General features: G+C 65.3%; 25 protein-coding genes and 1 pseudogene. 4 read left to right on the top strand and 22 right to left on the bottom strand.

Going from position 1 to position 21,083, the window contains the following annotated elements; translation table 11 throughout:
* Positions 1–14 precede the first annotated feature (14 nt).
* The 5 genes from B0T44_RS11040 to B0T44_RS11020 form a co-directional block, all read right to left on the bottom strand.
* A complete protein-coding gene (locus B0T44_RS11040; protein WP_077119306.1) occupies positions 15–848 on the bottom strand; it encodes an HpcH/HpaI aldolase/citrate lyase family protein in 834 nt (277 codons plus the stop codon).
* On the bottom strand, positions 845–1,330 hold the full coding sequence (locus tag B0T44_RS11035) for a MaoC family dehydratase (RefSeq protein WP_077119530.1): 486 nt from the start codon (positions 1,328–1,330) through the stop codon (positions 845–847). The genes B0T44_RS11040 and B0T44_RS11035 overlap by 4 nt, the downstream gene beginning before the upstream one ends.
* Positions 1,331–1,350: 20 nt before the next feature.
* Positions 1,351–2,511: an acyl-CoA dehydrogenase family protein gene (locus tag B0T44_RS11030; protein WP_077119304.1), complete on the bottom strand. Its 1,161-nt coding sequence runs from the start codon at positions 2,509–2,511 to the stop codon at positions 1,351–1,353.
* A gap of 166 nt (positions 2,512–2,677) precedes the next feature.
* Entirely contained in the window at positions 2,678–4,750 is a 2,073-nt protein-coding gene (locus tag B0T44_RS11025; protein ID WP_077119528.1) for an acetyl-CoA carboxylase biotin carboxylase subunit, read from the bottom strand.
* A gap of 5 nt (positions 4,751–4,755) precedes the next feature.
* On the bottom strand, positions 4,756–6,375 hold the full coding sequence (locus tag B0T44_RS11020; RefSeq protein ID WP_077119302.1) for a carboxyl transferase domain-containing protein: 1,620 nt from the start codon (positions 6,373–6,375) through the stop codon (positions 4,756–4,758).
* A 92-nt stretch (positions 6,376–6,467) separates the two neighbouring features.
* On the opposite strand from B0T44_RS11020, the gene B0T44_RS11015 reads away from it, so the two are divergent.
* A complete protein-coding gene (locus B0T44_RS11015; protein ID WP_081511943.1) occupies positions 6,468–7,055 on the top strand; it encodes an SACE_7040 family transcriptional regulator in 588 nt (195 codons plus the stop codon).
* Between the two features lie 32 nt (positions 7,056–7,087).
* On the opposite strand, the gene B0T44_RS11010 is transcribed toward B0T44_RS11015, so the two are convergent.
* From B0T44_RS11010 to B0T44_RS10960, 11 genes are all read right to left on the bottom strand, one after another.
* Positions 7,088–7,381: a gas vesicle protein K gene (locus B0T44_RS11010; protein ID WP_077119298.1), complete on the bottom strand. Its 294-nt coding sequence runs from the start codon at positions 7,379–7,381 to the stop codon at positions 7,088–7,090.
* A 19-nt stretch (positions 7,382–7,400) separates the two neighbouring features.
* On the bottom strand, positions 7,401–7,628 hold the full coding sequence (locus tag B0T44_RS11005) for a gas vesicle protein (RefSeq protein WP_077119296.1): 228 nt from the start codon (positions 7,626–7,628) through the stop codon (positions 7,401–7,403).
* Positions 7,625–8,407 (bottom strand): GvpL/GvpF family gas vesicle protein, encoded by a 783-nt coding sequence (locus B0T44_RS11000; RefSeq protein WP_077119294.1) that lies wholly within the window; start codon positions 8,405–8,407, stop codon positions 7,625–7,627. The genes B0T44_RS11005 and B0T44_RS11000 overlap by 4 nt, the downstream gene beginning before the upstream one ends.
* A complete protein-coding gene (gvpJ, locus tag B0T44_RS10995; RefSeq protein WP_077119291.1) occupies positions 8,400–8,792 on the bottom strand; it encodes a gas vesicle protein GvpJ in 393 nt (130 codons plus the stop codon). The genes B0T44_RS11000 and gvpJ (B0T44_RS10995) overlap by 8 nt, the downstream gene beginning before the upstream one ends.
* Positions 8,789–9,115 (bottom strand): gas vesicle protein GvpO, encoded by a 327-nt coding sequence (locus tag B0T44_RS10990; RefSeq protein ID WP_425436837.1) that lies wholly within the window; start codon positions 9,113–9,115, stop codon positions 8,789–8,791. Before B0T44_RS10990 ends, gvpJ (B0T44_RS10995) begins: the two co-directional genes overlap by 4 nt.
* 8 nt (positions 9,116–9,123) lie before the next feature.
* Positions 9,124–9,390 carry a gas vesicle protein GvpG gene (locus B0T44_RS10985; protein ID WP_077119289.1) on the bottom strand — a complete coding sequence of 89 codons (267 nt, stop codon included), beginning with the start codon at positions 9,388–9,390 and terminating at the stop codon, positions 9,124–9,126.
* Between the two features lie 3 nt (positions 9,391–9,393).
* On the bottom strand, positions 9,394–10,185 hold the full coding sequence (locus B0T44_RS10980; RefSeq protein WP_077119285.1) for a GvpL/GvpF family gas vesicle protein: 792 nt from the start codon (positions 10,183–10,185) through the stop codon (positions 9,394–9,396).
* Positions 10,185–10,589 carry a gas vesicle protein GvpJ gene (gene gvpJ, locus B0T44_RS10975; protein WP_175648088.1) on the bottom strand — a complete coding sequence of 135 codons (405 nt, stop codon included), beginning with the start codon at positions 10,587–10,589 and terminating at the stop codon, positions 10,185–10,187. The genes B0T44_RS10980 and gvpJ (B0T44_RS10975) overlap by 1 nt, the downstream gene beginning before the upstream one ends.
* A complete protein-coding gene (locus B0T44_RS10970) occupies positions 10,586–11,800 on the bottom strand; it encodes an SRPBCC family protein (RefSeq protein WP_217697534.1) in 1,215 nt (404 codons plus the stop codon). Before B0T44_RS10970 ends, gvpJ (B0T44_RS10975) begins: the two co-directional genes overlap by 4 nt.
* A gap of 9 nt (positions 11,801–11,809) precedes the next feature.
* Positions 11,810–12,370: a hypothetical protein gene (locus tag B0T44_RS10965; protein ID WP_077119283.1), complete on the bottom strand. Its 561-nt coding sequence runs from the start codon at positions 12,368–12,370 to the stop codon at positions 11,810–11,812.
* Positions 12,371–12,508: 138 nt separating this feature from the next.
* On the bottom strand, positions 12,509–13,903 hold the full coding sequence (locus tag B0T44_RS10960; protein WP_077119280.1) for an MFS transporter: 1,395 nt from the start codon (positions 13,901–13,903) through the stop codon (positions 12,509–12,511).
* A gap of 371 nt (positions 13,904–14,274) precedes the next feature.
* On the opposite strand from B0T44_RS10960, the gene cobM reads away from it, so the two are divergent.
* Positions 14,275–15,027 carry a precorrin-4 C(11)-methyltransferase gene (cobM, locus tag B0T44_RS10955; protein WP_077119277.1) on the top strand — a complete coding sequence of 251 codons (753 nt, stop codon included), beginning with the start codon at positions 14,275–14,277 and terminating at the stop codon, positions 15,025–15,027.
* A 17-nt stretch (positions 15,028–15,044) separates the two neighbouring features.
* Here cobM and B0T44_RS10950 read toward each other — a convergent pair whose 3' ends face one another.
* A complete protein-coding gene (locus B0T44_RS10950; RefSeq protein WP_077119274.1) occupies positions 15,045–15,989 on the bottom strand; it encodes a helix-turn-helix transcriptional regulator in 945 nt (314 codons plus the stop codon).
* A gap of 87 nt (positions 15,990–16,076) precedes the next feature.
* On the opposite strand from B0T44_RS10950, the gene B0T44_RS10945 reads away from it, so the two are divergent.
* The gene (locus tag B0T44_RS10945) at positions 16,077–16,439 is read left to right on the top strand and encodes a VOC family protein (protein ID WP_077119270.1); all 363 of its coding nucleotides are present in this window, start codon (positions 16,077–16,079) and stop codon (positions 16,437–16,439) included.
* Between the two features lie 405 nt (positions 16,440–16,844).
* Positions 16,845–17,378, top strand: coding sequence for a COG1361 family protein (locus B0T44_RS10940; protein ID WP_139347923.1), 534 nt, complete (start codon positions 16,845–16,847; stop codon positions 17,376–17,378).
* Between the two features lie 26 nt (positions 17,379–17,404).
* Here B0T44_RS10940 and B0T44_RS26500 read toward each other — a convergent pair whose 3' ends face one another.
* The 5 genes and pseudogenes from B0T44_RS26500 to B0T44_RS27985 form a co-directional block, all read right to left on the bottom strand.
* On the bottom strand, positions 17,405–17,698 hold the full coding sequence (locus B0T44_RS26500) for a hypothetical protein (protein WP_139347922.1): 294 nt from the start codon (positions 17,696–17,698) through the stop codon (positions 17,405–17,407).
* 83 nt (positions 17,699–17,781) lie between these two features.
* The gene (locus B0T44_RS10935; protein WP_077119264.1) at positions 17,782–18,270 is read right to left on the bottom strand and encodes a hypothetical protein; all 489 of its coding nucleotides are present in this window, start codon (positions 18,268–18,270) and stop codon (positions 17,782–17,784) included.
* Between the two features lie 27 nt (positions 18,271–18,297).
* A complete protein-coding gene (locus B0T44_RS28545; RefSeq protein ID WP_367947000.1) occupies positions 18,298–18,636 on the bottom strand; it encodes a deaminase domain-containing protein in 339 nt (112 codons plus the stop codon).
* Positions 18,637–19,040: 404 nt separating this feature from the next.
* Positions 19,041–19,583 carry a hypothetical protein gene (locus B0T44_RS27990; RefSeq protein WP_077119261.1) on the bottom strand — a complete coding sequence of 181 codons (543 nt, stop codon included), beginning with the start codon at positions 19,581–19,583 and terminating at the stop codon, positions 19,041–19,043.
* 106 nt (positions 19,584–19,689) lie between these two features.
* Positions 19,690–20,370 (bottom strand): annotated as a pseudogene (locus B0T44_RS27985) (toxin glutamine deamidase domain-containing protein); the annotation flags it as partial.
* Positions 20,371–21,083: the final 713 nt, after the last annotated feature.

The following is a 21,083-nucleotide window of genomic DNA, read 5'->3' as shown; positions in this document are numbered from 1 at the left end:
TCGGGTCGATCGGTTCAAGCGGTGGTGCCACCGTGGGCCCGACCGCGCCGGACGATCTGTTCGGCGTGACGCAGCAGCGGCGCGTCGACCATTCGACCATCGAAGGCGAAAACCCCGCGATGCTGCGCTGCTTCCGCCAATACCGCTTGCGCCCAGGTATATTCGTCGCCGGATGGCGCGTAGGCGGCGCGGATCACCGGCACCTGGTTCGGGTGGATGGCGACCTTGACATCGAAACCGACCGCCACCGCGTCCTCGGCTTCCGCTTGCAGCCCGTCGAGGTCGCCGATGTTCAGATACACCCCGTCGAGCGCGAGCCGCCCGTACGCCTTGGCGGCCACCAGAGTGCCCGACCGCAGGTATTTCGCCACGTCCCGGTATGCGCCGTCGGATCTCCTGCTCGAGGTGCCGCCGAGCCCGGCGACCAGGTCTTCCGCCCCCCACATCAGGCCGATGGTGTTGTCGGCGCGGGCGATCCGCTCGGCAGCCAGCACGCCGAGCGGCGACTCGACCAGGGCGAGGACCTCGAAATCGGCGAGCGCGGCGACCTGTTCGCCGGTTTCGGTTTTCGGCAGCATCAGCCGCCGGTAGCCGGTGTTCTCCAGCGCGGCCAGATCGAGCTCTAGATCGGGTGTTTGCACCGGATTCACCCGCACCACAGTGGTTTCCGGGTCGAGCGGGTTCGCGGCGAGTGCGCTACGTGCGGCGTCCTTGTCTGCGGCGGCGACACCGTCCTCCAGATCCAGGATCACCACATCGGCCACGGCCGCCGCCTTCTGGTAGCGCTCGGGGCGGTCGGCGGGGCAGAACAGCCACGCCGGTCCCGGCGGAACCCACGCTGCGGTCACGACTTGTCCTCGGCAGTGGGGCGTAGCCGGATCAGCGCGCTGCGCACGGCGACCGCGACCACCGTGCCGTGCTGGTTGCGTGCGGTGTGGCGGAAAGTGACAACGCCCTCGCCCGGCCTGCTCTTGGAGCGGCGTTTGTCCAGCACCACCGTTTCGGCGTACACGGTGTCGCCGTGGAACAGTGGCGCCGGGAACTTCACCTCGCTGAACCCGAGGTTGGCGACGGTGGTGCCCTGCGTGAGGTGTGCGACGGCGAGCCCGACCATGGTGCCGAGCGTGAACAGCGAATTCACCAGCCGCTGATGGAACGGTCCCTGCGCTTCGCTGTAGGCGGCGTCGATATGCAAGCCCTGCGGGTTCATGGTGAGCGTGCTGAACAGCACATTATCGGTTTCGGTCATGGTGCGGCCCGGCCGATGCTCGTACACCACGCCGGTTTCCAGTTCCTCGAACCAGAGTCCGGTCTGAACCACTCGGCGCATCCCGGTCGTCTCGTCTGCGCTCACAGCCCCAGCTCCCGTCCGATCAGCATCAACTGCACCTCCGTTGTGCCCTCGCCGATTTCCAGGATCTTGCTGTCCCGGTAGTGCCTGGCCACAGGGTATTCGTTCATGAAGCCGTAGCCGCCGAAGATTTGCGTCCCGTCACGGGCGTTGTCCATGGCGGCCTCACCGGCGATGAGCTTGGCGATGGCGGCCTGCTTCTTGAACGGTTTCCCGGCGAGCAGCAGCGCCGCCGCGTCGTAGTAGGCGGTGCGGGCGGTGTGTGCGCGGGCCTCCATGCGGGCGATCTTGAACGCGATGGCTTGGTTGCGTCCGATGGGCTTGCCGAACGCCTCGCGTTCCCCCGCATACCGCACGCATTCGTCGACGCAGCCCTGTGCCACCCCGGTGGCCAGGGCCGCGATCGCGATCCGGCCCTCGTCGAGGATGCTCAGGAAGTTGGCGTATCCGCGGCCGCGTGCACCGAGCAGATTTTCCCGGGGAACCCGGACGTCGGTGAAGCTGAGCGGATGGGTGTCGGAGGCATTCCAGCCGACCTTGTTGTACGCCGGTTCGGCGACGAAACCGGATGTGCCGGTGGGCACCAGGATGGTGGAGATCTCCTTCTTGCCGTCGCGCTGTCCGGTCACGGCGGTCACCGTCACCAGTTCGGTGATATCGGTACCAGAATTGGTGATGAACTGTTTGCTGCCGTTGATCACCCAGTCGCCGCCGTCTTCGGCAGCGGTGGTGCGGGTACCGCCCGCATCGCTGCCCGCGCCCGGCTCGGTGAGCCCGAACGCGGCCAGGCTGCGACCACTGGTCAGCCGCGGCAGCCACTGCTGCTTCTGTTCGTCATTACCGAACCGGTAGATCGGCATCGCACCCAGCGACACGCCCGCTTCCAGCGTGATCGCCACGCTCTGGTCGATCTTGCCCAGTTCCTCCAGGGCAAGGCACAACGCGAAATAGTCGCCGCCCATCCCGCCGTACTCCTCTGGGAACGGCAACCCGAACAACCCCATCTCCGCCATTCCGGCGACCACCTCGTAGGGGAAACTGTGTTCGGCATCATGTTGCGCCGCCACCGGTGCGACGACCTGGTTCGCAAAATCCCGGACCGTCAGCGCGAGATCACGGTAATGGTCGGGAAGAGTTCCGGTGGAAAGGAAATCGGCCACGTCAGGCTTGCCTCTCGGGTCAGGTCGTCGGGACAGCCGACGCCCGGTGCGGGTTCGGATGGTGGGGAGATGACACTGCGCTGTTGATGGTTCAGGTGCAGCGTGTGGGGTAGGCCGCGCGGGGCCCGGCGGCTGGAATGCACCCATCTGCTGTGCGGTGTGCCGATCACTGCGGGGGCTCCCCGCTAGGAAGAGCGGATTGCGCTGCGGGATCGGGTGGCGAGGCGGCGGGTACGTCTTCGACCGGCGAAGTGTGGACCCGCGCGAGCACCTGGTCCAGGCTCACCTGGGTTCCTGGGGTGACGAGTACTTCGATGATGCCCGCAACGGGTGCGGTGAGGGTGTGTTCCATCTTCATCGCTTCCACGACGACCACCGGCGCACCTGAGGTGACCTGGGTGCCCGAGACGACCGGGACGGCGATAACCGAGCCCGGCATGGGGCTGCGGATATCGGTGTCGCCCACCTGAGTGTCGTCCCCGCGTACTGCGGCTTCAGCGATCTGGTGCAGGACGGCGATGCCGAACGACCCGGCCAGCCACAGCCGGTTGTCGTGTTCGGCGACGCGGTAGTCGTTGCTGACACCGTCGAGGGTCAGGGAGAGCACACCGGGTGCTGGGTGTGCCGTCGAGACCGGTACCGGGTCCGTATCGCCGATACGGAGTTCGGCGGAATCAGGGCTGCCGGTGAGGTAGACGTGCTCGGCCCGGTCGCCGCTCGCGAGCCGGATGGGTACAGGTGCGGGCGTGCCGACCCGCCAGCCGGACGGGATATGCCACGGGTCGCCGGGCGCGTCCGGCCACAGTTGGAGCCAGTGGTAGACGGCCGCAGCGGCGAAGGCCTCGTCGGGGGCAGGGGAGGGGGTGAAGTCGGCGGAGCGGGTATCCAGGAGGGCGGTGTCGAGGCGGCCCGCGGCAACGTCAGGGTCGGCGAGCAGGAAACGCAGGAACTCGATATTGGTGGTCACGCCGAGCAGCACGGTGTCGGCGAGCGCACGATCGAGTGTCGCGAGCGCGGCAGCGCGGTCGGCGCCGTACGCGATCACCTTCGACAGCATCGGGTCGTAATCGCTGCCGACGACAGTTCCGGTGCGCAGACCCGAGTCGACCCGCACCCCCCGGCTTTCGGGTTCGGACAGTTCCAGCACGGTGCCGCCGGTGGGCAGGAAGCCGCGCGCCGGGTCCTCGGCATACACCCGCGCTTCGATGGCGTGACCGACGAGGCGAATCTCGTCTTGGGCAACCGTGATCCGCTGCCCGTCGGCGATCCGCACCTGGCATTCGACGAGGTCGAACCCGGTCACCATCTCCGTCACCGGATGCTCGACCTGCAGACGGGTGTTCATCTCCATGAAGAAGAACTCCTCGGGCCGGTCGGCGGAGACGATGAACTCCACTGTTCCCGCGCCGACATAGTCGACGCTGCGGGCGGTGTCGCAGGCGGCCGCGCCGATCCTGGCCCGCGTCGCGGCATCCAGCAGTGGTGACGGCGCTTCCTCGATCACCTTCTGGTGCCGTCGCTGCAGGCTGCATTCGCGCTCGCCCAGGTGCACGACGTTGCCGTGCTGGTCGGCGAGAATCTGCACCTCGATATGGCGGGGGCGGGTGACGAAACGCTCCAGGAACAGGGTGTCGTCACCGAACGCGGCGGCGGCCTCCCGGCGCGCGCTGGTCAGCGCGTCGGGCAGCTGTCCGGGTTCGGTGACCAGCCGCATCCCTTTTCCGCCGCCGCCCGCGGACGGTTTGATCAACACCGGGTAACCGATATCGGTGGCCGCCGCGATGAGCGCCGTATCGGTGAGTCCGGGTTCGGCGATACCCGGCACCACCGGAACACCGGATGCTGACACCGTGGTCTTGGCGGCGATCTTGTCGCCCATCACCTCGATCGCCTTCGCAGGCGGGCCGAGGAACACGATCCCCGCCTCTGCCAGCGCCGCAGCGAACGCGGCGTTCTCGGACAGGAACCCGTAACCCGGGTGCACCGCTTGCGCGCCGCTGCGGACCGCCGCATCCACGACCCTGTCGATATTCAGGTAACTGTCCCGGGCCGGTGCAGGACCGAGCCGCACCGCGGTGTCGGCGTCGTGCACGTGCCTGGCGTCGGCGTCGGCGTCGCTGTAGACGGCGACCGAGCGGATGCCCAGGCGACGCAGCGTGCGAATAACGCGCACCGCGATCTCGCCGCGGTTGGCGACCAGTACGGTGCCGAAACCGAGGGGATGATTCGAATCCAGCATTGCCATCACATCCGGAAAACGCCGTAGGAGACTGGTTCCAGGGGCGCTTGCGCGCACACCGACAACGCCAGCCCGAGCACGGTTCTGGTGTCGGCCGGGTCGATGACGCCGTCGTCCCAGATCCGCGCGGTCGAATAGTAGGGGTTGCCCTGTTCTTCGTACTGCTGCCGGATCGGCGCCTTGAACGCCTCCTGGTCGGCCTCGCTCCACGGTTCACCGCGGCTGTCGAGCTGGTCGCCGCGCACTGTCGCCAGCACCGACGCCGCCTGTTCGCCGCCCATCACCGAAATCCTGGCATTCGGCCACATCCACAGGAACCGCGGCGAATACGCCCGCCCGCACATCGAATAGTTGCCCGCACCGTAGGAACCTCCGATCACCACTGTCAGTTTCGGCACCCGCGCGCAGGCCACGGCGGTCACCATCTTCGCACCGTGTTTGGCGATACCGCCCGCCTCGTAGTCGCGGCCGACCATGAAGCCGGTGATGTTCTGCAGGAACAGCAGCGGTATGGCGCGTTTATCGCAGAGTTCGATGAAATGCGCGCCCTTCATGGCAGATTCGCTGAACAGCACCCCGTTGTTGGCGACAATCCCCACCGGATGCCCGTGGATGCGGGCGAACCCGGTGACCAGTGTTTTCCCGTATTCGGCTTTGAATTCGTGGAATCCGTCGCCTCCGTCGTCTGCGGCACCCGCGTCTATGACGCGCCGGATCACTTCGCGTACGTCGTAGGGGGTGCGCGCATCCACGGGAACCACGTCGTACAGCTCGTCCGGCGGCGCCGCGGGTTCCTGCGGCGGCAGCACCTGCCAGGGCGCGGGCGGCCGAGGTCCGAGTGTGGCGACGATACGGCGGACGATACGCAGCGCGTCCTGGTCGTCTTCGGCCAGATGATCGGTAACGCCTGAAGTGCGCGAATGCAATTCGCCGCCGCCCAGTTCCTCGGCGGTCACCACCTCGCCGGTCGCCGCTTTCACCAGCGGCGGACCGCCGAGGAAGATGGTGCCCTGGTTGCGCACGATCACCGCTTCATCGCTCATCGCAGGCACATACGCCCCGCCCGCCGTGCAGGAACCGAGCACCGCCGCGATCTGCGCGATACCGTGGGCGCTCAGCTGGGCTTGGTTGTAGAAGATGCGGCCGAAATGCTCTCGATCCGGGAACACCTCGTCCTGGTGCGGCAGGTACGCGCCGCCGGAATCGACCAGGTAGAGGCAGGGCAACTGATTTTGCAGCGCGATCTCCTGGGCGCGCAGATGTTTTTTGACGCTGATCGGGTAGTAGGTGCCGCCCTTGACGGTCGCGTCGTTGGCGACGATCACGCATTCCCGGCCCGATACCCGGCCGATACCGGCGATAACGCCCGCACCGGGGCTTTCGTCGTCGTACATGCCGTTCGCGGCCAGCGGCGACAGTTCCAGGAACGGGCTGCCCGGGTCGAGCAGTTGATCGACCCGCTGTCTGGGCAGGAGTTTGCCGCGCGCGATATGGCGTTGCCGCGCCTTCTCCGGCCCGCCGAGGGCGGCCGCGGCGAGCCGGGCGCGCAGCTCGCCGACGAGCGCCAGATGGGCCGTCCGATTATCGGCCGGTGCACCTGCGCGGGCATCATTGGTTACCGTCATCACGCGATCCTGTCATCCAGTTAGTCACCGATAACTGGAATCAGGTTAATATTGACTAACTGAGTTGTCTACCCGCCGGGGAAGGAGTTGCGGTGACCGGCACCGAATCCATCACCCCGACCCGCCGTGAACTGCAGAAAGCCCAACGCCGCAAGCAATTGCTCGCCGCGGGCGCCCGGTTGATCGCCGAACGAGGCTTCCTCGGCATGCGGCTGGACGACCTGGGTGCGGCGGTCGGAATCAGCGGCCCCGCCGTCTACCGGCATTTCCCCAACAAGGAAGCCCTGCTCGTCGAACTGCTCGTCGGGATAAGCCGCCGCCTGCTCGAAGGCGGACAAACAGTCGTCGAGTCCACCGCATCCCCCGCCGAAGCGCTGGCCGGGCTCATCGACGTCCACCTCGACTTCGCGCTCAACGAACCGGAACTCATCAGCATCCAGGACCGCGACCTGGACAACGTGCCCCCCGAGGCGCGTCGCGAGATCCGCCGCACCCAGCGCCGCTATGTCGAGATCTGGGTGCGGGTGCTGCGTGAGCTGCGGCCCGAGCTCGCCGAAGACTCCGCCCGCGTGCAGGCGCACGCCGCGTTCGGCCTGCTCAACTCCACCCCGTACAGTGCGGGACCCATCGGGCGCACTCGGCCGATCCTGCGCCGGATGGCGCTGGCCGCGCTGACATGAATGTCGCCGTCCGCACTCGGCTCAGGCGATCCTCATTCCCGGGGCAGCAGCGTTCCCAGCGGACCCAGATCGATATTGAGGTCCTCGGGTGTGAGCCCGAAGTGGTCCCGCAACTCCGCCATACGTTCCTCGAGCAGCATCAGGGTGGTGCCGATCCGCTCGATCTGCGCCTCGCTCAGATCGCCCTCGTCGACCCGCCGCAACGCCTGGCGTTCCATCAGCTGCCGCAGCAGCTCCACCAGGGTCAGCACGAGCGTGACGAGGCCGCGCTCAACCGATTCCGGGTCCGAGTCGATCCGGGGCGATAAACCGTCGAAATCAGCCATCCCAGCCCTCTCCGGCATCTCAGCTCGATTCCAGTTCGTCACGTGGGGCGGCGGATTCCGGTCCCAACCCGGGAAGGGCACTGATCGAGGAGATCAGCGCACGCAGCGAGATCTGCACCATGTCGACGTCGGCGACCGAAAGCCTGATATCGCCCGTGATGACGACGCCACCGGCCAGCACCCGGTCCAAGAGATCGATGAGGGCGATGCGGCGCTCGCCGTCGACGCCCGCATCGAGCTGTCTCATACGGCCTCCCGTTCCACACCCGCGAACGAATACGGCGGCCACGGACCGGTGATCTCCAGCCGGATCCCGGCATATTCTTTGCCGAGCTCTCCGACCGTTGCGGCGAACTCGTCGGCCCGCTCATCGTCCACCAGGTAGGTGCCGTTGAGTACCATCCAGTCCCGGCTGCCGCTCAACACCGGATCTGTCGCCGCCTGACGCCTGCCCGCTGCGGCCTGGCGGACGAGGCGGGCGTGGATCTCGTCGGCGCGCACCGCAGCGTCGTGTTCGACGGTCTCCTGCGCGGACAGCTGCGCGCGGCGACGGAGCAGATACGCTGTGCCCGCGCCCTTGGCGCTGCTCGCCGCCCGCGCCTCGGCCACTGCGGTGGTGAGGGCGGCGCGGTCACCGTACGCCTTGACGCCCCATTCCGTGCGGCCGGTCACCAGGGCCAGCGCCGATTCGAAATCCGGCCGCCGCTCGTCGAGCAGCTCACGCACTCGGGCATCGTCGAGATAGACGGTGGCCAGGCGCAGCGGAATGGTCGGACCCCGTCGCGCCACAGCGGAGACAACGGCGTCGTGTGCTCGGGCGGTCGCCTCTAGCCAGGGCAGGTCTTCCAGGTTGCGCCGCAGTGGCTCGGCCCCGAACACCGCGAGCGGCACCGATCCGACAACCGCCACCAGACGGTCCGATACGACGGTACGCACCGTTTCACCCGCGATCCCGGTCATCTCGGGTGGCTCGCTTGCGGTGGCACTCGTCACGGCGTAGAGCCACACCCCGGCGCCGTCAGTCATGGTCCCGCTCTTCCACCGGTGCCCGCGTGCGCTCTATGGCCGCACCGCGGTCGCGTCCGGCCTCGAGTTCGGCAATCCGGTCGCGCAGTTCCCGGTTCTCTAGTTCGAGGTCGCGATCCTGCCGTTCGAGGGTGCGGGCCTTGCTGTTGAGCCAGGGGTCGGTTTCCCACCAGTCGATACCCACTGCCTTCGCGGTTTCCAGCGAGGCGATCACCAACCGCAATTTGATGGTGAGCAGCTCGATATCGAGCAGATTCACTTGGATATCGCCCGCGATCACCAGGCCCTTGTCGAGGACACGCTCGAGAATATCGCCGAGATTCGTCGACTGATGCCCGCCGCCGTACGGCTGCGGTGCCGATGTCCCGCCCCCTACGACGGTCATGTCCTGCCTCCTGCACCGATATCGCTGCTGCCGCGCCCGTAGCGCTTGGTTCTGCGGTAGGCCAGCAGGTTTCCGTCCAGGTCGATCTCCACCTCGTACAGCGCCAGCATGTCCGCCGTGGAAGGGATACGCCGGTCCTCGACCACCTCGATCTCCACCACCCAGCCCACCTCCGTCGGCTCGACCGAGGTGGCTCCCTGCACGTGTTTCGACGTCAGCTCCGCGAGGTGTTCGATCGCCGCGGCGCCCGCCTGTGCCGCGGTCAGGGGAGGCAGCCGACCCGATTCGGATTCGTGGACGTCGCCGGAATCTTCGGAGGTAATGCGGCCACTCACCCGGGCCCCTCCCTTCCTTCGGTCGGTGTCGTGGCGCCGGGCGGGCGGATCATGCGGTCGAGGACCGCCTGCTGCGCTCGCGCCCGCTCCTCTTCGGACAGCTGACCTGCTGCTGCCGCCCGATCGATATCCTCGAGTTCGCGCCGGATGGTCGCCGGGTCGTGGAGTTGCTGCTCGACCTGATCCTGAATCAGCTCACCCAGCCAGATCACTCCACGGATCGGAGCGAGCGGCAACGTGAGCAGCGCCGAGACCAACCCCATGGGTCAGCCCTCCGGTTCTCGCTTCATCACGAAGTCGTAGGCCGCCATCGGGCCGAGCAGGCTCAGCACCACGCGGCCGTCCCACTCCTGCGCGAGACTGCCCAGCATCTCCTCTAGTTCGCCCTGCCGCGACAGATCGAGCAGAACCGCGATATGGACCGCGTCCTCCTCATGGGTGGGCCGCCGCTCGTTCACCATGGGATCGAACGGGGCGAGCATATCGATCACCCGGCGCGTGTCCGCGACGCGTGCGGCCTCGACCCCCTGGTTGATGAGCTCGCCCAGCGCCATCCGGGCGTCGCGGGTGGCATCTTCCGGCTTATCGCGAATCTCCTCCCGCAACCGGCCGGCCTGGGGGTTGGCGTCGAGCAGCTCGCGCAAGATCTGCTCCTCGACGTAGCGTCCCTTGATCACGAACTGCGCTCGGCCCTCCAGTTGTTCCAGGGCGGCACGGAATTCTTCGTGATTGGCTTCCAGCAGCTCTTTTTCCACCGCCGCCGTATCGGTCATGACCGCACCGAACCGCAACGGCAGTACCGGGACGACGGCCGCGGAACCGTCCAATAGTTCCGCGTGGGCCGTGAGGTCGGTGGGGGTGCCGAGGGGCCGTTCGGCCGGGACCTCGCTGACCAGGGCAGCGACTTCGCCGTGCCGCACCACCGAGACTTTGCCCGGGGGATCACCGACACCCGAGGCGCGCTCCTCGGGCTGCACATCGGCAGGCACGATGCCGTACACATACACTGCGGTGCTACGGCCGGTGGCGGGTGCCTCGGTGGCCGGCTCGGCAGACATCACGGCTCCCTTCGTTGCGATGGCCTGCTCGCCTGCTGACGTTTGCCCTCGACGTCGTCGAGAAAGCCCATGACCTTTTCCCCAGCGGCCTCGATAGCGCCCTTGGTCTTGTGCTTCGCGCCGCCCTCGGTGATATCGCTGACCAGATCCGGCAGACCTTTCGGCTCGGTCTCGGATATTTCGAGTCGGTTGACCGCTTCGGCGAAACGTAGATAAGTGTCGACACTGGCCACCACGACCCGTGCGTCGACGGTCACCAGTTCGATGCCGACCAGCGACACGCGGACGAACGCGTCGATGACCAGTCCTTTGTCGAGGATCGTATCGATGACGTCGGCTAGGCCCGAAGAGTTCGGGCGGGCCATGGTGCCGCCACCACCTCCGCCTGCTGGTTCGATGCTCATGCCCGTGCTCCTCTTCGTCCGGCAGTCGCTCTGGTCCGGCGTGTGGTGCTGCGCTGGGCCTGCGGGCGGCGGCGGGGACGCTCGATGTCTTCGTCCTCTTGGTCCGGTGTTTCGTCTTCGGCGGAGTCGTCCGCTGCTTCCTCGCCTTCCTGTTCGCCGAAGTCGGTGTCTTCGGCGTCTTCTGGGTACGTCGTGTATTCCTCGTAGTCCTCGGCTTCCGCCGCTTCGTCTTCGGCGTTGCTGTCGCGCTCCTTACGGCGGGCGGTCTCGTCGTCCTCGACAACTTCGCTGTCCCGGATCTCGCCGTGCCATCCCGATAGGTCGTCCGGATGCAATACGGCCTCGGTCATGACATGACGCTGGAAATGCTTGAGCTCGAGGCGGGACCGGCGACCTGCCGCACGCCACAGATTGGCGGTCTTCTCGAAGACCCCGTTGGGGTGGTACTCGAGCACCACGATGATGCGCGTCAAATCGGAAGTGATCTCGTGGAAGGACACCGCTCCGTCGATATAGCCTTTGTGTCCCTTCGAACGCCACACGATCCGCTCGAACGGTACCTGCTCCAGGATCGTGGATTCCCAGGTTCGCCGCGACCAGAACACCTTTCCGGTCCACTGGAGTTTCTCGTCGGCGGCCTGCTCGACCTGTTCGACTTTTTTCATGAACTTCGGGAAGTCCGCGAACTGGGTCCACTGGTCGTAGGCGAGCCGGACCGGCACCCCGACGTCGATCTGCTCGACAATATTCGTCAGACGCAGCTTCTTGCCGCCGCCTTTGCCCTTACCGCCGCCGAGAGCGTTCTTCACATCCTCGAACTTCTGCTCGGCCGTGCGCTTGACCCCCGCCAGCCCAGCGCTCATCGCCGCCTTGAACGGCGATGCACCGTGGGCGAGCTTGTCGACCCCGGTCATGGTCGCCAGCAGGCTGCCGCCACCGCCTTCGGCGTAGCGATTCAGCCGTTCAGCGGTCCCGGCCACCCGGTCCGACACCCCGGAGAGCGCCCGTTCGGTCACTGTTGCGGCCAGACCCTGCAGCGATTGCTGCAGGTGCGCGGTGGGAGTGGTCTGCTCGGCCGTTCCGGCGGCGAGTTCGCCGACCCGGCTCGCGGTTCCGGTAGCGGTCTTGCCTACTCCAGTAGTAGCGGTTTTGCCCACTCCGGTAGCGGTTTTACCCACTTTCTCAGCGACGTCGCCGAGCGATTTCCGCACCATCGCCTATCACCTCGAGGTGCGCCGCACCGGCGCCGCGATATCGTTTTCGGCGCGTACCCGACGCCGGCGCGGCGAAGACCGGTCGGACGCTTCGCTCGATGCGCGCGCACCGGATCTGCTCGTTCGTGACCGGGCAGCCGTTACCGTGCGTTTGCGGGTGGGCTGCGGGGCTGCCCCGGAATCTTCGTCGGCCGGTTCCTCTTCAGCGGGTGCACGCTCGTCGTCCGAATACTCGTCCTCGGCCGGCTCCGGTGGCTCTTCGGGTTCTTGTCGATCCGCGGTCTGCTGTTGCAGGCGGGCGTTCAACGAATCGATGCGGTTGCTCGCGGCGGTCACCGCCGCGGCACGCGCTGCCTGCAGCAACTGTCCGCGCACCGTCTCGGTGAGCTGGGTCAGATCTGCGGATGAACCGAGCATCGAGGCACCGCGCTGCAGCAGGTCCCCCGCCCCCGGAGATCGTCTGGTCACCGCTGCGCCCGCCAGCGCAAATGCCAGCCGCATCTTATGTGTGCGGCCGAGTACGTACCCGATTCCCACCCCCGTCGCTAGCCGTGCTCCACCCTTCATGGGGATCACTCCTTGTTTGCCCCTTCGACTGCGACGCGCCGAACAGGCGGATTCATCAGTGGCGCCACGTGGTCATGAATGTGGTGTAAGCCACAGAGTAATCCTCTGAAACCGCCCATGGGCCGCGGTAGCGACCTGTTATCGACTCGCCGTCGGCTCGCGGTGCGGTTCGGTGACGCGGCTCTCGGCATCGCTGAGATCGATATCGGCCAGATCCAGGCCGCGCGTCTCCCGAGCGGCGGCCACGGAGACCGCGGACACCGCAGCGGCCGCGGCCAGATACCAGGCGATCGGCACCGACGAATCGAATATGTCCAGCAACCGCACCGCGATGATCGGGGCCAGCGACCCGGCGACGATCGACGTCACCTGGTAGCCGAGCGACACACCGGAATACCGCATCCGGGTCGGGAACATCTCCGCCATAATCGCCGGCTGCGGCGCGTACATGAGCGCATGACACACCAGGCCGATAATGATGGCGGCCACGATGAGCACGGCGTGGCCGCTGTTCATCAACGGAAACGCGAAGAAACCCCACGTCCCGGTGGCTATCGCGCCCACCAGATACACCGGCCGCCTGCCCACCCGGTCGGTGAGCCCACCCGCCAGCGGGATGACCACGAAATGCACCGCGTGCGCGACGAGCAGCCACCACAGGATGTCGTCGGTGTCCAAGCCCACCTGCACCTTCAAATAGGTGATGGTGAACGTCACCACCAGGTAGTACATGATGTTCTCGCCGAACCGCAGTCCCATCGCGGTCAGCACACCGCGCGGATACCGCCGCAACACCTCGAACGCGTGGAACGAGCTCGCCCGCACCTGCTCGGCCTCCTGCTGCGCCGCCACGAAAATCGGCGCATCGGTGACCTTGGTACGCACGTAGTAGCCAACCAGCACCACCACTGCGGACAGCCAGAACGCCACCCGCCAACCCCAGCTCAGGAACGCATCCTCCGACAGCGTCGACGTCAACGCCAAGAGCACCACCGTCGCCAGCAGATTCCCCGCGGGCACACCCGCTTGCGGCCAGCTCGCCCAGAACCCGCGCCCCCGGGCCGGACTGTGCTCGGCCACCAGCAACACCGCACCGCCCCATTCGCCGCCGACCGCGAAACCCTGCACGAACCGCAGCAGCACCAGCAGCGCGGGTGCCCAATACCCGATCTGCCCGAAAGTCGGCAGACAGCCCATCAGGAATGTTGCGCTGCCCACCAGCAGCAGACTGAACTGCAGCAGCTTCTTGCGACCGTATTTGTCCCCGAAATGCCCGAACACCACCCCGCCCAGCGGCCGGGCCGCGAACCCCACCGCATAGGTGACGAACGCTGCCAGAATCGCGTCCAGTTCACCGGTGGTCTCGGCGAAGAACACCTTGCTGAACACCAGCGTCGCCGCCGTGCCGTAGAGGAAGAACTCGTACCACTCCACCACCGTGCCCGCCATCGAGGCGGCAACCACCCGGCGCAGTCCGGCCGGTACGCCCCCGGCTCCCTCATCCTTCGGCGGCGCCCCGTTCTGCACCCTCATCGGTAACTCCTCATCGCACAGCTGTGACAACCGGCTCCGGTCGTCTCAAATGAGTCTTACTAGCTACCCCCTCCGGCTCGGGTGGTTTTGGCGGAGGTCGTACCACCGCAACCGTCTTCGCAGGCTGTCCTCGATTTCACGGGCGACGAGTCGGCGAGGTTTTGCCGGGTGGTCATACGCTCGTCAGCCACCGGTGCGCAGTCTCGGGTCGGACCGGAACCGCGTCCAACTGGTGAGGTGATGTGGTGCGCGAAGGCGGCTGGGCTGGTGAGACGGCCTGGTCGCAACCGTGTGCAACCGCTCGATGGTGCAAGGCTAGGCATCGGACCGGCCCGAGGGGACGAGTCGCCGCCCCTGCCTACACTCACCCCATGACTGTGCACTTCATCGGGGCCGGGCCCGGCGCCGCGGACCTGCTGACGGTTCGCGCGGTCGAACTTTTACGCAACAGCCCGGTGTGTCTCTACGCGGGCACCTACCTCGACCCCGACGTGCTCGCCCACTGCGCTCCCGGTACCGAACTGATCGACACCCAGCACCTGAATCTCGACCAGATCACCGACCACCTGGTGCGAGCCCACCGCGCAGGCCGCGACGTCGCCCGCCTCTGCTCCGGCGATCCGTCGATCTACTCGGCCCTCACCGAACAAACCCGCCGCCTCGACGCCCACGGTGTCCCCTGGGACGTCACTCCCGGCGTCCCCGCCTACGCCGCTGCGGCCGCCGCCCTCGGCACCGAGCTCACCGTTCCCGAAGTCGTGCAATCGGTGGTACTCACCCGCACCCAGGCCCGCTCCACCGCCATGCCGGGCACCGAATCCCTCAACGCCTTCGCCCGCACCCGTGCGACGCTGGCCCTGCATTTGGCGATCACCCGAACCCGCACTCTGGCAGCCGAATTGGCCGAGGAGTACGGGTCCGATTGCCCGGTTGCCGTGGTGTATCGGGCCAGCCAACCCGAGCAGTTGATCCTGCGGGGAACGCTCGCCGATATCGCCGACCAGGTGGAAGCCGCCGGGTTGCGGCAGGCGGCGGTGGTTCTGGTCGGGCGGGCGCTCGAGACCGGGGTGTCGTGCACGGAATCGCATTTGTACGCCCCGGGGCGCGTGCGCAGCGCGGAGTAGCGGGTCCGCACTATGGCCTACCCATACTGCTGGAGGGTTTGCGCGGCCAGTTCCCGGATTCGTGTGCGAGCCTCCGGTGGGTCGACGACCGTCATATGGTCGCCGAACTGGAGCAGCTGACGTACGGCTTCCAGCTCCCGGCAGGCCACCGTGATGCGGATACGTCCTTCCGCTACCGGTTCGTGCACAGTCATCCGGCTGCCCAGGATGCGCTGGGCGCGGTCGAGTTGCCGCGCGTTCAGTTCGCAGTGGACGGCGATACCGCCCGGGGCTTCCCACTTCGAGGTCAACTGAGCCGCGACACTGTGCAAGGTTGCCCCGCTGCGTAACCGTCGCGGCGAGCGCAGCGGCCGCCATTCGCTGATCCGGCCGAGCAGAAACAACCGCGGTGCCGCGTGCTCGTCGGCCACCAGATACCAGCGGCCCGCCTTCGCCAGCAGCCCATATGGGTCGACTACACACCAGGTCGGCTGTGGTTCCGCGGACCTGCGGTAGCGCAGCCGCAGCCGCACCCCTCGCCGCAGGTCTGCGACGAGTTCCGCAGGCGTGACGCCGTGGTCCGATTCCGGCTCGAACCAGGGCTGATTGTCGGTGGTGACCACTTCGCTGAGCGAGAGCAGAGCCTGCGCTGACTTTGCGGGCGCCACCTTCTGCCGCGCCCGCTCACTGTCCGCCGCTGCTCCCAACCGTTGACGTTGCCGATCGTCCAGCCCGCTCAAAGTGAGGTGATCGCGCTCGCTCGGCGTGAGGCGGGAGATGTCGAGCGCGCCTCCCGGCAGCAGCGTCACCCCGCCCGTGCGACCCCGCTGCACGTGCACCGGAAATCCCGCTTCCTGCAACCACTGGATATCGCGGATCACCGTGCGGGCCGAGACACCGAGGCGGTCAGCCAACTGTGCCGTCGTGGTGCCGTGCCTGCTCTGCAACGCAAGCAGCAACGAAAAGAACCGGTCAGGAGTCACAGCAAAGATTTTCGAATATATGACGGATCCTGTCACCTATGACCGGCAAGGTGCTGTCGTCCAACACAAACCAAAGGAGACACACCCGTGCCCACCCCGAACATGTTCATCCTCTACGTCAGCGATGCCCCCGCCTCCGCCCGCTTCTATGGGGACCTGTTCGAGATGAAGCCCAGCTTCGAAACCCCCCGCTTCATCGCATTCGACCTGGCCCCCACGATCCAGTTGGCCCTGTGGGCGGGCAGCGAAGGCGACCTCACGACCAGCGTTCGCACCAACGAGGTATGCCTCGCCCTCCCTGGTGCGCCCGAGTCCATCGATGAACTGTTCACCGAGTGGACCGCCCGAGGGGTGAAGGTCGTGTCCGAACCGCACGACGAGGTCTTCGGACGCACGTTCGTCATCGCAGACCCCGACGGAAACCTGATACGCGTCGCGCCGGTCGATTGACCCGGATCGCTCCGACGGGTGCACGCGGCGTCGTCGTCCGGTGCCGCCGCGTGCACCCTCCGCTCTTGTTCGTCCAGGGCGCTTCACTCGGCCTCGGCGAATGCCCACTCACCGGAGGGGAGTCGTGAGCGAGTCGCCCGCTGCTGGTGGTTCGACCCTTTCTCCTCACTACCACGAGCTTGCTCCCCCAGCCTGGGAAGGATTGGGAGGGTCGGTTGCGTATGCGGTGTCGTGACGGCGGAGTGTGGACGAAAGTGCTCATGCGCAGGACAGTCCGTAGATCGGTAGCCCAGTGAGCGGTGCGGCGAACGGTTCGGGCGCCCGCCCGCCGGGTTTGCTGCGGGTTACCATGCTGGCGCCCCGGGGACATAGGGGTATTCACACACAGAAAGAAGGTTTATGACCGTGACGAATACAGCATGGACGCGGCCGTTGATCGGTGTCGCAGTAGGAGCACTGGCCGCGGGGGCGTGGGGTGTAGGAACTGCGGGTGTGGCATCGGCGGACCCGGAAATGCCACACGTGTTGCAGGTCGAGCTCACGCAGCCTGCTCCAGTGGCGCCCGGCGCAGGCGGCACAGTCCACATCGAGGTCACCAATACCGGCGAAACGGCAACGGAAGCCCTCCTGGTCAACTTCTCGCTGCCGCCTTCGATGACCCTCGACCACAGCGATGATTGCCAGGAAACCGGGCGGAATGCCGAAAACGGTGTCCTGCTCAGCTGCAACATCGACGACGACATCGCCAAACTGGCTCCTGGGCAAACGAACAAGGCCGATCTCCCGTTCCGCATCGCCGAGGACGCACCTGCGGGCGCCGAACTCGGCACGATGACGGTCGTAGCCGTACCGATCGGAAGCCCCGAGGAGAAGGATGGCTGGAAAGACCAGGACAAGGACGATCCCCACTTCGCTGAAACGCAGATAACCACCAGCTGACCACCAGCTGTCGTTTCGGCTCTGCTCTACAGGGCGGCGGGTCGAGCCGGCGTCAATCTGATACACGTGACGCCGGTCGGTTGACCCGGATCGTTCCGATGGTGCGCGTGGCGGCCGACGCCGCCGCGCGCACCATCCATTCCTGTTTCCGGCAGCTTCAAGGCCTCGTTCAGGTCTTGGTACTGGTTCTCCAGAGTGGGGTTGAAAGATGGTCGTTTAGTCAAGGTATTAACGACTTTCTCGACGGTCCCATCATCGAGGGGGTATTGAATGCTGTACAGTACACCGTTCGCAACCCCTTGTTGCAGCGTCGCGGACATTCGAACTCCTACGGTTATTGCGAGGGTGTGGAGGCGCCTTGTCTACCTGCCGTTGAGCTGAGTCGTGATAAGCGCCACGCTCTTTACTCTAGGTTCATTCTCTTTCGTGCCGCGATCTCTACTGGAAGGTAGTCCGCTAGTTGGCGAAGCCAGCCGCTGAATGGCCTGTCGCTGATCCGTACCGGTTGGTATCCGCTGTATATCCAGAAGTGAGGATCGGCTTTCTGTAAATCTTCTTGTCGGAAATAGTAGAACATGTATCCCTGGTGGGTTTGAAAAATGAAGGATTGAGCGAATGGTGTAAAGTCACGCTCGTAGTCTTCAACCACGATTTCACGTGCGAGTTCCTTCGCCTCGAGTAGCCATTCGTAATCCCATTCCCCGGTCTGTGACAGCCAGTATGGATTCTTGCCTCCTCGGAGCAAGAACTCTATGTACCTTTGGGGTAGCGAGGATACGCCCTGCGAGTCCATCAGCGCGGATATTTCACTGCTGGTGCAGCCTTGTATCTTGCTCGGGTCGACTATTCCTTTTGCGATCAAGCCCTGGGTTAGATCATCTATGAAGCTCATATGGCTCCGTTCTGGTGGCTAGGTTTTCTATAGCGTTGGTCGGTCTTTGCGTACGGGTGGGTACGAAGTCACATAGAAGACCTCTATTTGGAGATCTGGGTACATTCTGCGAAATGTGTCAATTGTATCTGAACAGGAGGGGCATGGCGTCTGTTCTACGAATAGGCGTACATGTCCCGTTACTCGGTTTATCCCGTCGGGTCCGGCGGGATAAGTTTCTTCTATTTGTCGGTGGAGATGCTCTAGCATGTTGTTTTCTGCATCGTTCTGCCGGAGTCCTTGAGGGGGCTCGTGAGCGGGAACGATTGCATTGCCAGTTGAGGGAGGGGCGATGCTGGGCAGTTCAGTACCGCGAGGTGCATTCATTGCGATATCGCGCTCACCGCTAAAACCCACGAACATGCCGGAAGCGTCCCCGATGTGGTACTCCACTGCGCCGCCCATGGTTCGCCATCCAACCCGTGCAGCGTGGCGAACGGTGCGCTGCATCTCAACAAGATGACTAATTCGGGGATCATCTACTGCCACCTGCCGATGTGATATCTCCAGCGCCTGGGGAGAACCAGTCGAGTCGCTGGGAAGTTCCGGCTGTTCGCTTCGTGTCTGGATTTGGGCTGACGGAGGGTCGCTTCGGTTGTCGCTCGGCGACGTGGCTCGTTCGGGTTGGGGACCTGCATCAGTTGCAGCAGGCTCGAATGGATGAACCGGCGGGAGTTGGGTGTCTGGCGGGAAATTTGGAGGCTGGTGGGCGCTGGTGACCGTAGAAGGTGCTAGAACTCGAACGTTCCGGTCTGGGGCCAGGTTCCGTTCCGGTGGCTCTGCCATTCGGCCCAGGCTGTTGCTTGGGCGCAGGTGTGATGGATCCCGGGGACGTTGGTTCGGGATCGGAGTGTGTGTTTGTTGATCACCAGTTGGCGTTGTACTGGCGGTTCTGGTGGTTGGGTCAGTGATTGGGCTTGGACGTTGTACTCGATCTCCTCCGAGGTTTCCCGGGTTCGTTCGATCTGTACTCGCCACATCGGTGGGTAGACCTGGTGCCCCTGAACGGGTTGGCCAGTCTGGATCGCTTCGTCGAATTCCTCCCCGATCAGGTGTGGTGGCAGGCTGCGGTGTGCTGTTACCACTCCGGTGTGTTTGTTGATCACGTAGTTCCCCAGGCCCAGGTCTTGGCCCCTGTCGATCTCCTCCTGGGTCAGGACCGGACGGCATACCCAGCCGTGTTGGGTCGGGTATATCTCGTGCTGCTGATTCGGTCCGAATACCTGAATCAGGTATTCCTGCACTTGTTGTTCCGTGTGGAGCTGGGGTGGCATCGGTTGGGCCTCCTTGGTTTTGGGGCGGAATCTGTATAGACGCGAGGCGACATGAATTGGCCACCATTCGTGCGGGTGGTGCGTCGGATGTTGCGCCGCTTTGAGGGTCCCACCAGACGGGACCGGATGCGCCCGGCGGGTAGACGATGACGGTGGCATGGCCTCCAGCGACAACGGGATTGCCGTTTTGGTCGTAGCGGGGTTGGCCGTTGGCATCGCGGGCGTGCCACTGGTTGACAACAAGGGCGGATGACCCTGGGCCGAGTGCGGCGACCTGGTTATGCAGTTCAGCGAACTGACTGGACATCGGGGCACCCGTGCTGGAATGGTCATGCCACGGATGGTTCAACCATCTGGTTGCGCGTTCGACGCCACCGACCTCGCCGTTCCTGCGATCCAAACTGCCGTCGGGTAGCCTGTCCGGCCAGCGCGGCGCAGATACCTGGGGGTTGCCGTAGAAGGACGACAGTGCTGAGAGGGAGCAATCGAGACAGTTATTGCTGCGTCCAGGATAGGTTGGGCCGCCGTCGTTGATCAGCCTGCCATAAGGGTGATTCCGTGGGTCGGCGCCCACTTCGTACTGGTTGCCGGTGCGTAGAGCGTCTTCGACGTATGCCTGGTAGGACGGGTGTTCAACCCCAGTCAGTCGCCGTCGGCCTTCGATTCGGGTCTCCGATGGGTTGCTGAACCTGGTGGGTGTATGGGCGGCAGCGATGTCGTTGCTGATTTGGCGCAGGTCATCGGCGGTCAGGTTAGGAACGGGGTTTGTGGAGGTTGCAGCGGGCATGAGGCCCATATGCATGCGGAGATCGTCGGCGATCGTCCCAGGGCTGTGGACGAGTGACCAGTTGTTGCGTACGAACTCGCCTCTACCCATGTTGACGTGCAGGTGAGCATCCGCAGGGTCGGACGTGAAGACGACGTCGACTAGAAGGCGGTCGTCGCTCAGGAGTTGCGGAGCGGTATTGAAGGCGCGGTCAGCTGCTTCCTCGGTGTTGGTGACCAGACGGCGGAGATCCTCGGGGGTCATGTTCGGGCTGGGAGTCACGTGGACGCGAACTGTCAGCACGGTGAGGTTCTCACACGAATTGAGTGGGAACCTCCGCACATCGTAGGCAGGACGTCCTGGTGCGTAGCGGGTTCCAGTCGCCTCTACCTGAGTGATGCGGCCATCCTCTGGGGTTTGGCTGCGGTAGTAATGGCGCGCTGCCCGCGCCTGCTCGTTCGGGGACTGTTGGTGCGGCTGGTTGTTGACGGGGCGGTGGGGCTGGTGTGGACCTGGAGATGTGTTGGGAGGCTGAGGCGGGCCCGGTCGTCGTGGGGAAACTGGTTCTGGGCCGCGGTTGTGTGGGGGTTGGTTGGGGTCGGGCGCCCGGTGTCGTGATGGTGTGGATTGCGGAGTGGTGGGAGCCGGTGTCATCGTCGGAGTCATAGACTTCTCCGCCGACATCATCAAATGCGGGCTTCATATCGCGACTCCGATAGTCGAATGCCCGCTCT

The organism is Nocardia donostiensis (assembly GCF_002081715.1).
Classification (GTDB): Bacteria; Actinomycetota; Actinomycetes; order Mycobacteriales; family Mycobacteriaceae; genus Nocardia; species Nocardia donostiensis.
This window is presented reverse-complemented; position numbering and strand designations above follow the sequence as displayed.

What these genes read in the sequence shown, in the direction of transcription:
- B0T44_RS11035 (WP_077119530.1), bottom strand. Translation starts at nt 1,330, where the DNA reads ATGCGCCGAGTGGTTCAGACCGGACTCTGGTTCGAGGAACTGGAAACC.
- B0T44_RS11025 (WP_077119528.1), bottom strand. Translation starts at nt 4,750, where the DNA reads ATGCTGGATTCGAATCATCCCCTCGGTTTCGGCACCGTACTGGTCGCC.
- B0T44_RS11020 (WP_077119302.1), bottom strand. Translation starts at nt 6,375, where the DNA reads ATGACGGTAACCAATGATGCCCGCGCAGGTGCACCGGCCGATAATCGG.
- B0T44_RS11010 (WP_077119298.1), bottom strand. Translation starts at nt 7,381, where the DNA reads ATGGCTGATTTCGACGGTTTATCGCCCCGGATCGACTCGGACCCGGAA.
- B0T44_RS11005 (WP_077119296.1), bottom strand. Translation starts at nt 7,628, where the DNA reads ATGAGACAGCTCGATGCGGGCGTCGACGGCGAGCGCCGCATCGCCCTC.
- B0T44_RS11000 (WP_077119294.1), bottom strand. Translation starts at nt 8,407, where the DNA reads ATGACTGACGGCGCCGGGGTGTGGCTCTACGCCGTGACGAGTGCCACC.
- gvpJ (WP_077119291.1), bottom strand. Translation starts at nt 8,792, where the DNA reads ATGACCGTCGTAGGGGGCGGGACATCGGCACCGCAGCCGTACGGCGGC.
- B0T44_RS10985 (WP_077119289.1), bottom strand. Translation starts at nt 9,390, where the DNA reads ATGGGGTTGGTCTCGGCGCTGCTCACGTTGCCGCTCGCTCCGATCCGT.
- B0T44_RS10980 (WP_077119285.1), bottom strand. Translation starts at nt 10,185, where the DNA reads ATGTCTGCCGAGCCGGCCACCGAGGCACCCGCCACCGGCCGTAGCACC.
- gvpJ (WP_175648088.1), bottom strand. Translation starts at nt 10,589, where the DNA reads ATGAGCATCGAACCAGCAGGCGGAGGTGGTGGCGGCACCATGGCCCGC.
- B0T44_RS10965 (WP_077119283.1), bottom strand. Translation starts at nt 12,370, where the DNA reads ATGAAGGGTGGAGCACGGCTAGCGACGGGGGTGGGAATCGGGTACGTA.
- B0T44_RS10960 (WP_077119280.1), bottom strand. Translation starts at nt 13,903, where the DNA reads ATGAGGGTGCAGAACGGGGCGCCGCCGAAGGATGAGGGAGCCGGGGGC.
- cobM (WP_077119277.1), top strand. Translation starts at nt 14,275, where the DNA reads ATGACTGTGCACTTCATCGGGGCCGGGCCCGGCGCCGCGGACCTGCTG.
- B0T44_RS26500 (WP_139347922.1), bottom strand. Translation starts at nt 17,698, where the DNA reads ATGTCCGCGACGCTGCAACAAGGGGTTGCGAACGGTGTACTGTACAGC.
- B0T44_RS10935 (WP_077119264.1), bottom strand. Translation starts at nt 18,270, where the DNA reads ATGAGCTTCATAGATGATCTAACCCAGGGCTTGATCGCAAAAGGAATA.
- B0T44_RS28545 (WP_367947000.1), bottom strand. Translation starts at nt 18,636, where the DNA reads ATGAATGCACCTCGCGGTACTGAACTGCCCAGCATCGCCCCTCCCTCA.
- B0T44_RS27990 (WP_077119261.1), bottom strand. Translation starts at nt 19,583, where the DNA reads ATGCCACCCCAGCTCCACACGGAACAACAAGTGCAGGAATACCTGATT.